The organism is Vibrio sp. Vb2131 (assembly GCF_033338535.1).
GTDB lineage: Bacteria > Pseudomonadota > Gammaproteobacteria > Enterobacterales > Vibrionaceae > Vibrio > Vibrio alginolyticus.
The window spans coordinates 71,946-86,314 of sequence record NZ_JAWOSW010000010.1 but is presented as its reverse complement, the minus strand read 5'-3'; the positions used below and the strand labels follow the sequence as shown (position 1 = coordinate 86,314).

The 14,369-nt window shown below is 45.9% G+C and carries 11 protein-coding genes; 8 read left to right on the top strand and 3 right to left on the bottom strand.

The genetic code is table 11. The annotated features are described in order from the left end of the window. Nucleotides 1-136: 136 nt before the first annotated feature. Nucleotides 137-1,084, top strand: a complete 948-nt coding sequence (locus tag R7E38_RS12590) for a TDT family transporter (RefSeq protein WP_005373475.1) — start codon at nucleotides 137-139, stop codon at nucleotides 1,082-1,084. Nucleotides 1,085-1,129: 45 nt separating this feature from the next. Here the strand turns inward: R7E38_RS12590 and folE are convergent, their stop codons facing one another. Next, nucleotides 1,130-1,783 carry a GTP cyclohydrolase I FolE gene (folE, locus tag R7E38_RS12585; protein WP_005373478.1) on the bottom strand — a complete coding sequence of 218 codons (654 nt, stop codon included), beginning with the start codon at nucleotides 1,781-1,783 and terminating at the stop codon, nucleotides 1,130-1,132. A gap of 288 nt (nucleotides 1,784-2,071) precedes the next feature. Here folE and moeA point away from each other — a divergent pair, with 288 nt between their 5' ends. The 5 genes from moeA (at nucleotide 2,072) to R7E38_RS12560 (ending at nucleotide 7,831) form a co-directional block, all read left to right on the top strand. Next, the gene (gene moeA, locus R7E38_RS12580) at nucleotides 2,072-3,307 is read left to right on the top strand and encodes a molybdopterin molybdotransferase MoeA (RefSeq protein ID WP_318081810.1); all 1,236 of its coding nucleotides are present in this window, start codon (nucleotides 2,072-2,074) and stop codon (nucleotides 3,305-3,307) included. 9 nt (nucleotides 3,308-3,316) lie between these two features. Then, on the top strand, nucleotides 3,317-4,066 hold the full coding sequence (moeB, locus tag R7E38_RS12575) for a molybdopterin-synthase adenylyltransferase MoeB (RefSeq protein WP_017819905.1): 750 nt from the start codon (nucleotides 3,317-3,319) through the stop codon (nucleotides 4,064-4,066). A gap of 175 nt (nucleotides 4,067-4,241) precedes the next feature. After that, nucleotides 4,242-6,347, top strand: a complete 2,106-nt coding sequence (locus R7E38_RS12570) for an LruC domain-containing protein (RefSeq protein ID WP_226083282.1) — start codon at nucleotides 4,242-4,244, stop codon at nucleotides 6,345-6,347. Nucleotides 6,348-6,359: 12 nt separating this feature from the next. After that, nucleotides 6,360-6,860, top strand: coding sequence for a hypothetical protein (locus R7E38_RS12565; protein WP_226083283.1), 501 nt, complete (start codon nucleotides 6,360-6,362; stop codon nucleotides 6,858-6,860). A gap of 140 nt (nucleotides 6,861-7,000) precedes the next feature. Then, entirely contained in the window at nucleotides 7,001-7,831 is an 831-nt protein-coding gene (locus R7E38_RS12560; protein ID WP_226083284.1) for a sulfurtransferase, read from the top strand. Nucleotides 7,832-7,996: 165 nt separating this feature from the next. On the opposite strand, the gene R7E38_RS12555 is transcribed toward R7E38_RS12560, so the two are convergent. Beyond that, nucleotides 7,997-8,998, bottom strand: a complete 1,002-nt coding sequence (locus R7E38_RS12555; RefSeq protein ID WP_005387670.1) for a sugar-binding transcriptional regulator — start codon at nucleotides 8,996-8,998, stop codon at nucleotides 7,997-7,999. 466 nt (nucleotides 8,999-9,464) lie between these two features. Between R7E38_RS12555 and tal the strand changes: the two genes are divergently transcribed. Both tal and tkt read left to right on the top strand, forming a co-directional pair. Then, nucleotides 9,465-10,415 carry a transaldolase gene (gene tal / locus R7E38_RS12550; protein WP_005373488.1) on the top strand — a complete coding sequence of 317 codons (951 nt, stop codon included), beginning with the start codon at nucleotides 9,465-9,467 and terminating at the stop codon, nucleotides 10,413-10,415. 125 nt (nucleotides 10,416-10,540) lie between these two features. Next, nucleotides 10,541-12,532 (top strand): transketolase, encoded by a 1,992-nt coding sequence (gene tkt, locus R7E38_RS12545; RefSeq protein WP_136976715.1) that lies wholly within the window; start codon nucleotides 10,541-10,543, stop codon nucleotides 12,530-12,532. A gap of 141 nt (nucleotides 12,533-12,673) precedes the next feature. Here tkt and R7E38_RS12540 read toward each other — a convergent pair whose 3' ends face one another. Beyond that, the gene (locus R7E38_RS12540) at nucleotides 12,674-14,236 is read right to left on the bottom strand and encodes a methyl-accepting chemotaxis protein (RefSeq protein WP_213871419.1); all 1,563 of its coding nucleotides are present in this window, start codon (nucleotides 14,234-14,236) and stop codon (nucleotides 12,674-12,676) included. Nucleotides 14,237-14,369 lie beyond the last annotated feature (133 nt).

Sequence of the window (14,369 nt, the reverse complement as noted above, 5' to 3'; positions counted from 1 at the left end):
TCACCACCTTTCATGAGAAACCCCTCTCCATACTTGTTAGTATTCGCTACTTAAATAGAGCATTTCATCCAAATCGTCATGTTTCGTTTCATTCAGGCAAAAATCAAATGGAGTAGATTTGAACTGGAGAAGACTTGTGCAGTTTTATAGTGTCCCGCCGTCTCAAGCCGCGTTGGCACTAGGTATGATAGGTTTAGGGCAAGCTTGGGCACTCTATGTTCCTGAGATTGGTGAACCGATACGTCCATTTTTGGCGTCACTCGGCGCACTTTTACTCGCCCCTGTACTCATAAAATATGCCGCTAATCCACGATTATTCATGGTCGACATTCGTCACCCGCTGAGTGGTAGTTTAATGGCACCAATGAGTATGGCGTTACTGATCCTTGCAGATTACCTTGCCGCTGTAGCGCCTATCATCGCTTATCCACTTTGGTTTATGGCGCTTTTGCTGCATTTTACTATGATGGTGCTGTTTTTTAGCTTTCAGCTAATGAACTTCAAAATGTCCAATATCGTACCGAGTTGGTTTCTTTATCCGGTGGGGCTGATCAGTAGTTCACTAGCCGGTTCTCAACTAGGTCACAACTTATTTTCCGAAACGTTAGCGATGATGTGCATCGGCATTTATTTCTTCATGCTGCCACTCGTGTTGTATCGTTTGGTGTTTTTCGGCTCTCTACCAAGGCGAGCAAGACCGACCCTCGCGATTATGGCCGCGCCGGTAAACTTGTCATTAGCAGCATACTTGGTGAACTTTCCCTTACCTGATCCGATACTAACAGGCGCATTGGCAGGGATCGCCATCACTATGACTTTATTGATCTACTTATGTTACTTCCGCTTACTTCGCTTGAAGTTTCAACCTTCTATCGCGGCAGTAACCTTTCCTTCCGTGATCAGCGCTATCGCAATGCATCGCTTAACCTCTTTTTTTGCCGAATCGCACCCTCACTGGCACTGGCTGCACGACTTTGGTTTTCTAGAGCTCAGTATCGCGACTGTATTGGTTGTTTGGGTATCGGCAGGTTACGTCAAAATGTATTGGCCAGAAATCATGAAGTCATTTTCTAAACAAGCATAAAAAAAGGATGGCGTTTGCCATCCTCTTAGAATAGTACTTGGTTACCTAGCGTAAACCGTGCAGAAATTCGGCACGCGTTGCTGGGTTGCTCTTGAAGATGCCACCCAATGCAGTTGTTGTCGTTTCGCTGGTTGCATCCATCACACCGCGAGATTTCACGCAGTAGTGTGTTGCGTCAATCGTCACTGCCACATCATCGGACTCAAGCAGCGTTTGAAGTGCAACAAGAATTTGCTGAGTCATACGTTCTTGAACTTGTGGACGCTGCGCAAAGAAGCGAACGATACGGTTGATCTTTGACAGGCCAATGATCTTGCCACGTGGAATGTAAGCCACTGCAGCTTTGCCATCGATGGTCACAAGGTGGTGTTCACAAGTGCTGGTCACTGTGATGTCCTTCACGCGAACCATCTCGCTCACGTTCATCTTGTTCTCAATCACTGTGATTTTAGGAAAGTTGGAGTAATCCAGACCAGAAAAGATTTCGTCAACGTACATCTTAGCAATGCGGTGTGGGGTTTCTTCTAGGCTATCGTCGGTAAGGTCAAGTTGAAGCAGACCTAAGATCTCACGCATGTGGTGTTCGATCTTCTCTTTCTTCTCTTCACGACTTACGTTGTTTGGACGCATTGGCGTTTCCAAACCGCGTTGCTCTAGCGCTTCTTTTACTAACTTCGCTGACTCGCTAAGACCTGACATTCCACTTCCTCTTTTGTTACTTCCGCTTTTATACAAACCCAATCAAAATTGCATTCATATTTTTCGCTTTGAGTTGCTCAGTTTCGTGTCTTTACACCAAGTCACATCAAATATAGGTACTGAGCTGATTTTATTGAGCTCCGCGGGCTTTTTTACCCCTTTCGGATGGCTGACAAGGATACTCGGATTTTTGAATAATTACACCCATATTTTATAGGTGGACATTCTTACTCGGTCCCCTTTTTATGGTAAAGTTGCCACAAAACAAAAGAACACAGGATTTTCTCAATGGGCTGCTGCGACGCACCTGGCTTGATGCCAATTGAAGAAGCGATGGACAAAATGCTATCGCGAATCAAACCTATCCAAACAACGCTTTCTCTTCCACTTGCTGACGCACTCGGTTTTGTACTGGCAGAAGACATCTTGTCTCCTATTCACGTACCGCCATTCGATAACTCAGCAATGGATGGCTACGCTATTCGCATTCAAGATCTTGAGTCGTCTTCTGTTTTGCCTCTGGCAGGTAAATCATTTGCAGGACAACCTTTTGAAGGTGAATGGCCTCAAGGTACCTGTGTTCGCATCATGACTGGCGCAAAAATCCCACAGGGTTGTGATGCCGTTATCATGCAAGAAAACACAGAAGTAACGGATGCTGGTATTCAGTTCAGCCAAACCGACGTGAAGCCGCAAAACAACATCCGCCCAACAGGTGACGACATCAAACAAGGCGACAGCGTACTGGCAAAAGGCGCACGTTTAACACCTCGCGATATTCCGATGATTGCGTCTCTTGGTGTAAGCCATGTGACAGTAGTACGTAAGCCAAAAGTTGCTTTCTTCTCTACAGGTGATGAGCTTAAACCACTGGGCGAACCGCTAGACGAAGGCCAAATCTACGACAGTAACCGTTACGGTATTAAACCGCTTATTGAGAACTTCGGTTGTGAAGCCGTTGATCTTGGCATCATTCCTGATTGCCCAGAGGCTCTAAAAGCAACCTTTGAACAAGCGCAAACATTGGCAGATGTGGTCGTGACCTCAGGCGGTGTTAGTGTGGGCGAAGCGGATTACACCAAAGACATTCTTGAAGAACTTGGTGAAATCGGTTTCTGGAAGCTAGCAATCAAGCCGGGTAAACCTTTCGCATTTGGTAAGCTAAGTACAGCTTGGTTCTGTGGTCTGCCTGGTAACCCTGTTTCTGCAGTTCTTACTATGTACGTGCTTGTTCAACCAATGCTGGCAAAACTTGCAGGCCACACCGAATGGAAAGCACCCGAGTCTATTCCTGCAACAACCAAAACCGCCTTTAAGAAAGCGCCAGGTCGTACCGATTACCAACGTGGTATCTACACATTAGAAGATGGCAAGTTTGTGGTTGAAACAACGGGTAACCAAAGCTCTGGAGCATTCCGCTCAATGAGCCTAGCGAACTGTTTTGTTGTATTGGAACGTGAACGCGGCCGAGTTGAAGTGGGCGAAACGGTTCAGATTCAACTATTCAACTCAACCCTTTACTAGGAAGACGTTGTGGATATTCTTTCCGATCAGGAAATGCTGCGTTACAACCGCCAAATCATTCTTCGTCAGTTTGACTTTGAAGGACAAGAAGCACTCAAACAAGCATCGGTATTGATGCTTGGTGCTGGCGGTTTAGGCTGCGCATCAAGCCAATATTTGGCGACTGCTGGTGTCGGTAAAATCACGCTGATTGATGATGATATCGTCGAGCTGTCTAACCTTCAGCGCCAAGTGCTGCACCACGATGCGGATATTGGTCGTAAGAAGGTAGAATCGGCGGCAGATGCACTACGCGAACTTAACCCGCACATTATTGTAGATACCATCGCAAAGCGTCTTGATGATACAGAACTAAAAAGCTTGATCGAACAGCACACAATTGTTGTTGATGCATCAGATAACGTCGATACGCGCAATCAACTTAACCGCCTATGTTTTGCGACTAAAACACCGCTAATTTCAGGCGCGGCCATTCGTATGGAAGGCCAAGTGAGTGTGTTTACTTACGACGACCCAACACAACCATGTTACCAGTGCTTGAGTGCCCTTTTTGGCAATGGCGCGTTAAGCTGTGTCGAAGCCGGAGTCATGGCGCCTGTTGTGGGTATTGTTGGCGCAGTACAAGCGATGGAAGCGATCAAAGTGATTGCTGATTACGGCCAACCAAAGAAAGGCAAAATTTTGATTCTTGATGCGCTCAGCATGTCTTGGCGAGAAATGAATCTGATGAAAATGCCCACCTGTCCGGTTTGTAGTTAGTTCTAAACCTCTAATCATTCCCAAAAAGCCCAACTCAATGTTGGGCTTTTTCTCATTTTGACAATCAGATTTACAACCCTTCTTCTTACAAATATTAAATCAATAAAATTCAACAACTTAAAACTTGGCACATTCCTTTCATTGCATATATCACGAACCAATGAGAGGGCGAATTATGAAAAGGACATCACTACTACTTGGGTCTCTAATAGCGAGCGCTTACGCACAAGCGGCGCCATTTGATACGTGCCCAAGCCAAGCATACCTGTTCCAATCAACCCCGGTTCAAATCTATGGCGTCAATTTGGTTACAGGCTCTACGACTCTTTTAGAGGACGACACAGGTTTGGCTTCGGGCATCAACGGTGTAGGCTTTAACTTCACTGACCGTTATATCTACGGCTACGACACCACAAACAAAAAGATTGTTCGTCTTGGTAAAGACTTCCAAGCAGAGACGCTTGATGTTTCGGGCCTTCCTACCGACCACACGTTTTACGTAGGTGACGTTTACAACCACGTCTACTACTTGTACCGCAAAGGCAAAGGACTTTTCTCCATTGACCTTTCTCCGCTCGATTCTGATCCAAATGCGACATTGAGCATCGTGAAAATCAGCTCAACAGCGACAGTGAACCTAACCGACTTTGCATTCCATCCAGGTGATGGCTCCCTTTACGGCATCGACAACAACTCTGGTGTGCTATATCAGTTCAACCCATCAAATGGTAGCGCAACTGCGATAGGTGACACAGGTGAGAAAGGCACATTTGGTGCTGGCTACTTCGATGTAAACGGCAACTACTATGTGTCACGTAACCAAGATGGCAAAATCTATCGCGTTGACCTTTCGGAAGGTAACGCAGCCAATATCGCAGCAGGTATCGTTCCTGCGGTTGAGTTTGTATCCAACGGTCCAAGCTCAAGCCAAAATGACGGTGCACGTTGTGCAAATGCTCCGGTGATTAACGAAGACGAGCCAATTGATTTTGGTGATGCTCCAGACAGCTACCACACAACACTTGCGTCAAACGGTCCTCGTCACGAAGTGGACGGTGTAACTTGGCTTGGTTCCGTCGCTCCAGATGGTGATGCCGACGGACAGGCAAACGATAACTCTGTGGGCACAGCCGATGAAGATGGTGTTGGTTTTGTATCCGCACTTGATCCAGGCTTAAGCTCAATTGTGAATGTGACAGCTTCTACTTCTGGCTACCTATCAGCATGGTTTGACTGGAACCGCGATGGTGACTTTGATGATGAAGGCGAACAGGTCTTTACTGACCAATTACTGTCTGCGGGTAATAATCCCCTACCGTTTGTCGTTTCAACCGCTGCAACGGAAGGTTCAAGCTGGAGTCGATTCCGTTTTAGCCAACAAACCGGATTAAACTACGATGGTGGTTCGACATCTGGTGAGGTGGAAGATTACCCAATTACCATCACTGGTAATGGCTACTCAGTGGAATATTTCCCGAGTGCAGAAGATTACGCCACCGTGGCTTATGAAGATAATTGGCCATACACCGCAGACTACGACATGAACGATGTGGTCGTGAAATTCCGCATCACTGAAACCAGTCTTGCTGGTCATGTTGAGAATATCCAGATTACAGGTGACCTAGCGGCCTACGGCGCAAGTTACAAAAATGGCTTCGCAATCCGACTACCGGGTGTATTGAGAAGCTCGATTGAAAACGGATTAACAACGCTATCCTTCAATGGTGTAGAACAAGCATCTAATGGTTTGGAAAGTATTTCTGATGAAGCCATTTTCATCATCAGTGAAGACTTAAGCACACACGCGGCTAGCAGCTGTAGCTACTTCCGTACCGAGTCTGGCTGTGATGATAACGTCTCACTCACCTTTACCTTGAATGTGTACTTCACCGAAGGCTCTGACCGTTCAGCCATTCAAGCCATGCCATACGACCCGTTCATCTTTGCAACACCGGGCACTTACCATGGCGATGGTATTACCTTCCAACCAGGTCGTAAATGGGAAGTTCACTTAGCAGACCAAGCACCAACAGAACAGTTTGATGACCAAAACCTCTTCGGTGTCGGCGTCGATGCAAGTGACCCAGGACAAGGTGTGTACTTCAAAACAGCAAACAACTTACCTTGGGCATTGTTGATAGTAGAAGATTGGGATTGGCCGCTAGAGCGTGTAGACATGGTCGATGCATACCCTCAATTCCAAACTTGGGCTGAGTCTGGTGGCGAACTAAGCACAGATTGGCACACCGCTCCAACACCTAACAAATGCTACATTCCATAGGGAGATAACATTATGAAAGCACTTATCACAATCATCATGGGATTAGCACTAACAGCTTGTGGCGGAGGCGGTGGCGGCGGAGGTGGTGGTAACAGCACACCTCCACCAACCCAAACCACGGTGCCAGAGGAAGATTCTACGCAGCAGGAAGAAACGACCGAAGAAGAGACAACGGTAACAGTAGAAGATGCAACTATGCAGGATCTAGTAGTACCAGATGACTTTAGCTACAACCCAGTGACGGAAGGTACGCTCAATGTAGACATCAGTGGTTTCTCTTCACAACGAGCACACCTAAGCGTGTACAAAGAGTTTGTCGAGAACAGTTCAGGTAACTACGATGCAAAATACCCAAGCAAAGTCGCATCGGTTCCACTCAACAATGGTACAGCAAATGTCGACTTTAATGTTTCTGATAGCCAAGGTAGCCTACTTGTTGAAATTTGGTTCTATGACGGTAGTGACCCAATTCAGAAAGTGATTACTTCTGGAGACAACACTTGGACCATGTAACTAGATAGATTGAAGGCATAGCGAAAGCGCCCCTTCATCATAAATCTTCAATCTCAAGCTTAAAAATCGCATCGTTCTTTTGAACATGCGATTTTTTTGTTGTAAAACAGTAAGATTATCCACCTAACAAACTAAAGACAATGCAAGCACTGATTAGTACTGATGAACTCAATAGCCTTCTCGGCCAACCTAACGTCAAGCTCCTCGACGCTAGTATTGCGTTTCAAATCCCTTCTGAAGGCAAAAAGATTCAAGATAAGTGGATTCCAAATACTTTACGCTTTGATTACGACAATGACTTTTGCTTACCCGGCTCCTCCCTACCGCATATGATGCCAACAGAAGAAGGCTTCAACCAAAGTGCGCAACAACTCTGTTTGAACAACGAAGATTTGATTGTGGTTTACGACAACTCTGGCACTTTAGCCGCGCCAAGAGCTTGGTGGATGTTCAAAGCCATGGGGCATGACAATGTCCGAGTCTTAAATGGCGGTCTTCCAGCTTGGATTGAAGCAGGACTCCCTGCCGAAAGTGCCCTATCGCAACCAAGCGAAGAAGGCAACTTTGCGGGCAAGCTCAACCAAAATGCCTTTTTGAGTGCACAAGATGTTCTTGCTCATTCAACCAATAAAAGTGCCAATATCATCGATGCTAGAGCCAAAGCTCGCTTCCTTGGTGAAGTGCCTGAGCCACGAGAAGGTCTACGTAGTGGGCACATTCCAAATTCGGTTTGCTTACCGTTTCAAGAACTCTTGGCCAACGGTCACATTAAACCAAATTCAGAGTTGCAACAGATATTTAGCGCACTAACGATAGATAGTGACAATTCGATTATTTTTAGTTGCGGTTCCGGTGTAACCGCATGCATTTTATTACTCGCGGCGTATCAAATTGGTCTAGACAATCTGTCGGTGTACGACGGTTCTTGGACCGAATGGGGTGCAGACCACTCTCTACCTATCGAGCGTTAAGACAAGTGTCTGTTTAACAAAGTATCTTACGTTTATCTAAAGATGATGTGTTCCAATATACTAAACGCAGCTTCTAAACCAAACTTGTCATTTCGAAATAGAAACTGGCTATGAGTGATTTGTCACCCCTCATAGCCTGACTACATCAAAAGCCGACTATTTCCGTTAGCGTTCAGATGTCGCGTTGCCGTGCATTTGCTCATCTAAGTTGAGCACGGTTAATGCGTTGCTAACGCTCGTGGCGATCACGTCTATCGCTCCAGTTCTTAATGCTCCGAGTAGAGCGAGTGGCTTGCTGTTCTCAGCTGCGATCGCAATGACTTCCGAGATCGGCCGAAACTCTTCAATACCAAGTCCAATTACTCGGTCACTCATTACCGTGTTCGCTACATTACCGTGAATATCAAAGAAGTCATAACCTGCAAAATCCCCTACCACACCTTGTTGAAGTCTCGACTGAACCACTTCATCAGGCGTAAACCAACCTAAGTCGACCATGTAACTGTTTTCGCTCATGTCACCAATACCAACCAAAGCGACATCGGCTTTACGTGCTAGGTCGAGCGTTTGTTTCACGGTTGCATTTTGCATAAAGGCCAACTTCTGTTCTCTGTTTTCTGCGTAAGCCGGCGCATAAAGTGTTTCAGAGGTTCCCCCATATTTCTTCGCCAACTGACGACAAATATGGTCGGCGTTATACATACCGCCACGCGGATGAATACCACCAATGCCACACACAAATTTACAATCACGCGGCGTAATAACACCAATATGGTGAGCGACAGACGACACGTTGCGCCCTTGTCCGACCGTCACCACCATGCCGTTTTTGAGCGTGCTAGTGAGATAATTGGACACCAATCCCGATACCTGTAGTCGTTGCGCTTCTTCATTCGGTTGATCAAGAGCAACAAGCGCGCGCTTAACGCCGAATCGCTCGATCAAACGTTGTTCAATCTTGGCGCTGAACACCGGATGGTATTTAACGGTAATTTCAACAATGCCTTCATCACGCGCCTGCTTGAGCATTCGCCCGACCTTTGCGCGTGATATGGCAAATTTTCTCGATATCTCTTCCTGAGTCGCACCGTCTTGATAATACGCGACGGAAATCTCTGTCAACAAATCCGTGTTTTCAATGGAAATATCTTGATTAGAACTGCTCATGGTTTCTCTCGCCCTTTAAGAGGATCGATATTGTATGCAATAAGTGAACATATGCTCATTGACTTAGCATATGTTCTTTATCAATTTAAACGCTACATTTGCTCATCGCAATAACATTTTCTCACTACAATTTTTTACCCTCTTGGACAACGCTCAAGCTTTGAACAATAAGGGCAATCGTTTATTTGGGTTAACCACTAAACACACAGTAAAAAAACGTTGATGAAGTTCACTATAAGTCCATTTCAGCGATTGACTTTCAGCATAGATAGGATAAATATGGACACATCATTTACTCAGCTATCGATCAAATGTTCATAGCATTTGTTCGGTAACGAAATTTTCCGTAGTTGGCTGAGCAGATGTCTCATTAAATGCGATGAGACGGTTAGCTAACTCGCTTGCAAATGCACAAGCTGTGATAACAAAAATCACGCTTAAGCCCATTTAAATAGGATGATCGATTATGAGCAACAAGTTAGAGCAACTTCGTAAACTAACGACTGTAGTAGCAGACACTGGCGAGATTGATGCAATTAAAAAGTATCAGCCAGAAGACGCAACAACTAACCCTTCTCTTATCCTTAAAGCCGCTCAAATCGCAGAGTACGCACCTCTAATCGATGCTTCAATCGAATACGCTAAAGCACAGAGCAACGACAAAGCTCAACAAGTTCAAGATACTTGTGACATGCTTGCAGTAAACATCGGTAAAGAAATCCTAAAAACTATCCCAGGTCGTATCTCTACAGAAGTAGACGCTCGTCTATCTTACGATATGGAAGGCAGCGTAGCGAAAGCTCGTCAACTAGTGAAAATGTACAACGATGCTGGCATCACTAACGACCGTATCCTTATCAAACTGGCTTCAACTTGGGAAGGCATTCGCGCAGCTGAGATCCTAGAAAAAGAAGGCATCAACTGTAACCTAACGCTTCTATTCTCGTTCGCTCAAGCACGTGCTTGTGCAGAAGCGGGTGTATTCCTAATCTCGCCATTCGTTGGTCGTATCATGGACTGGTACAAAGCGAAAGAAGGCCGTGACTTCGAAGCTCAAGAAGATCCAGGCGTACTATCTGTAACTAAGATCTACAACTACTACAAAGAATACGGCTACAAAACTGTAGTTATGGGCGCAAGCTTCCGTAATATCGGTGAGATCTTAGAACTAGCTGGTTGTGACCGTCTAACTATTGCTCCTGCTCTACTTGCAGAACTAGAAGCAGCTGAAGGTGAAGTAGTTGAGAAACTAGTTGATTCTAAAGGCGCAGCTGAGCGTCCAGCACCAATGACTCACGCTGAATTCCTATGGGAACATAACCAAGACCCAATGGCTGTTGAGAAGCTGGCTGAAGGTATCCGCAACTTCGCCGTTGACCAAGGCAAACTAGAAGCGATGATCGAAGCTAAGCTTTAATTGCTTACCAAAAGCGAGTAGCCCGTCTACTCGCTTTTACCATCAGCACTATTTTCAAAAAATTCTATTTGAACTTGTTTCGGCGAGTTCCCTCTATTTAAATCAAATATCGAGAAGTAATCACTATGGATCGTAAACATCTAGCAAATGCAATCCGTGCGCTAAGCATGGATGGTGTTCAACAAGCTAACTCTGGTCACCCAGGTGCACCTATGGGTATGGCTGACATCGCTGAAGTTCTTTGGCGCTCTCATCTAAACCACAACCCATCAAACCCTGAGTGGGCAGACCGCGACCGTTTCGTACTGTCTAACGGCCACGGCTCAATGCTGATTTACTCTCTACTGCACCTTGCAGGTTACGAGTTGTCTATCGACGATCTGAAAAACTTCCGTCAGCTTCACTCTAAAACTCCTGGTCACCCAGAGTACGGTTACGCGCCAGGAATCGAGACCACAACGGGTCCGCTAGGTCAAGGCATCACTAACGCGGTTGGTATGGCTCTAGCTGAAAAAGCGCTAGCAGCACAGTTCAACAAAGAAGGCCACGACATCGTTGACCACTTCACTTACGTGTTCATGGGCGACGGCTGTCTGATGGAAGGTATTTCGCACGAGGCATGTTCTCTTGCAGGTACTCTAGGTCTAGGCAAGCTGATCGCGTTCTGGGATGACAACGGCATCTCTATCGACGGTCACGTTGAAGGTTGGTTCTCTGACGACACACCTAAGCGTTTCGAAGCTTACGGTTGGCACGTAATCCCTGCAGTAGACGGTCACGATGCTGACGCAATCAACGCAGCAATTGAAGCAGCGAAAGCGGATCCACGTCCTACACTTATCTGTACTAAGACTATCATCGGTTTTGGTTCACCAAACAAATCTGGTTCACACGATTGTCACGGTGCGCCACTAGGTGCAGAAGAAATCGCAGCAACACGCAAAGAACTAGGTTGGGAGCACGGTCCTTTTGAAATTCCGCAAGAAGTCTACGCAGAATGGTCAGCGAAAGAAACAGGCGCAGCTAAGGAAGCAGCGTGGAACGAGAAATTTGCAGCTTATGAAGCAGCGTACCCTGAGCTGGCAGCTGAATTTAAACGCCGCGTAAACGGTGAGCTTCCTGCACAGTGGGAAGAAAAAGCAAGCCAAATCATTGCTGATCTTCAAGCTAACCCAGCAAACATTGCATCACGTAAAGCGTCTCAAAATGCTCTAGAAGCATTTGGTGCTCTACTACCAGAGTTCATGGGTGGCTCTGCTGACCTAGCACCTTCTAACCTAACCATGTGGTCTGGTTCTAAGTCTCTAGAAGCAAGCGACTTCTCTGGTAACTACATCCACTACGGCGTACGTGAATTCGGTATGACAGCGATCATGAACGGTATCGCGCTACACGGTGGTTTCGTTCCTTACGGCGCAACATTCCTAATGTTCATGGAGTACGCACGTAACGCAATGCGTATGGCTGCGCTGATGAAAATTCAGAACATCCAAGTGTACACGCATGACTCTATCGGTCTTGGCGAAGATGGTCCAACTCACCAACCAGTTGAGCAAATGGCATCGCTACGCCTAACACCAAACATGAGCACATGGCGTCCATGTGACCAAGTTGAGTCCGCTGTAGCTTGGAAACTAGCGATTGAACGTAAAGATGCACCGACAGCACTTATCTTCTCTCGTCAAAACCTTGCGCAACAAGAGCGCACAGCAGAACAAGTAGCAGACATCGCGAAAGGTGCTTACATTCTGAAAGATTGCGAAGGCAAGCCAGAGCTAATCCTTATCGCAACAGGTTCTGAAGTTGAACTAGCAGTAGAAGCAGCAGCACAGCTAACTACTGAAGGTAAGAAAGTACGCGTTGTTTCAATGCCATCAACAGATGCATTTGACAAACAAGACGCCACTTACCGTGAAGCTGTACTGCCATCAGACGTAACAGCACGTATCGCAATTGAAGCAGGTATTGCTGACTTCTGGTACAAGTACGTAGGCTTCGACGGTCGCATCATTGGTATGACTTCATTCGGTGAATCTGCACCAGCCGGCGAACTATTCAAAATGTTTGGTTTCACGACTGAAAACGTAGTGAACACAGCAAAAGAGCTACTCGCGTAATTGCAGTAAAAAGATAGTCAGTTTTCTCTATTGCGAATGTGAAAACTGAAAAGCCCCACCAGCAATGGCGGGGCTTTCTTTTATCTGGCTCCTATTCGCATAAACGCAGCCAGGACATAAACATCACAACTTTCGTTACGACTATTTGTCTTCAAATCGAAGTGCGAGCTGATAGAAATCTTGTACTTGGTCTTTCAACTGTCGGCTATTTTGCTCAACTGAATGTGTTGCTGCCAAGTTTTGTTCTGCGGTCGAAGCAATAGAATGAATGTGCTGGTTTACATCACTAGATAGCTTTAACTGGTTATTCGCCGCTTCTGCTACATCAACCATCAGCCCACTCATGGTTTGCATCATCTGTTCAACTTCAGACAAACGCAACGCGCTTTGTTCTGCTACTTGAGAACAGGCATCGGTTTGCTCTTTGTTTGCCAGAATATCTTTCTGCCAACTTTGAATCGTTGCCAACATAGTGGAGATAGAGGCTTGGATTTGTTCAGTTGCATTGGATGTTCGCCCAGAAAGCGCGCGGACCTCATCAGCTACAACAGCAAAACCACGACCTTGCTCCCCTGCTCTTGCCGCTTCAATCGCCGCGTTGAGTGCCAGTAAATTGGTTTGCTCTGCGATCCCACCAATCTCTTCCATCAAATGGTTCACCTTCTGCGCCTGATCACTCAGTTGATACGTCGTTTCCGTCGCTTTTTCAGCTTGAAGGCTTAACTTCGCTAGATTGGTGTGCGTTTGATCGATGGTCTCCTTCGCCATCAAGCATGACTTCAATGTATCATCAATCAACATATGGGCATCATTGGTACTCGAAGAAACCGAATTTGCCGACAACTCCACCTCTTGGGTAGCATCTCGCACACGATGAATATCGGTATTTTGCTGATTTAATGCAGCCGAGACTTCTGCTGTTGTTTGACTGAGCTCTTCGGCGCAATGCTGCAAAGGCAATGCGGAGTCAGTCATTCTTCCTAACACGGTTCGAATTCTTGCGGATAGCATTTTGATATGGAAATCGGCAATCGAAAATGCCGTGTTACCGGAATAGATCAAGCGACTTACGCTGTCATATTGCTTTTGTAACTTTTTAAGTTGCTGAGGTGTATCAATTAACTCTTGGCGGAATAACAGAGCTAGAACACTTGCAGGTAACGCACTTGCAAGCCAAGCCAACGGCCCTTCAACAGACAACGCATATGCGGTTGCAGGTGCGGTTAGTGCACCAAGTAGAATCGCATAGCGAATGGTTTCATTGATTTTCAACGACCAAGTTCGGCCAGACTTCTCTGCAGCACGCATGCTTTTGTAGGCTTTTGTCGCAATATCAACCCACTCTCGCTTTGGTTTCACGCGCACTGATTGATACCCAACAACATGGTTGTCTTCGTAGATAGGGGTGACATAAGCATCAACCCAATAGTAACCGCCAGACTTAGTGGCATTCTTAACCATTCCACGCCAGGCTTTACCTTGTTTAAGGCGTGCCCACATGTCACCGAAAGCGGCTTTAGGCATATCATTATGACGAACTATATTGTGGTTCTGACCGACAAGTTCTTCGTGAGTGTATTCAGCAACGCGGCAAAAGGCTTCATTACAATATGTAATAACACCTTGTAAGTTCGTTGTTGAGACGAGTTCCTCAGACTCCCTCACGAGAGTTTCTTGAGCTTTATGAGAAATATTGGCTGACATAGACGAAACTTCTTTAGTTTTTATTGATTTTCGGCAAGATATATACAGGATTTTTATTTTTATTACAAAAAGTTAGATAAAAAGTCTTATCAAATCGACATTTTTATTGTGGGAATTCACATTATCGATAAAA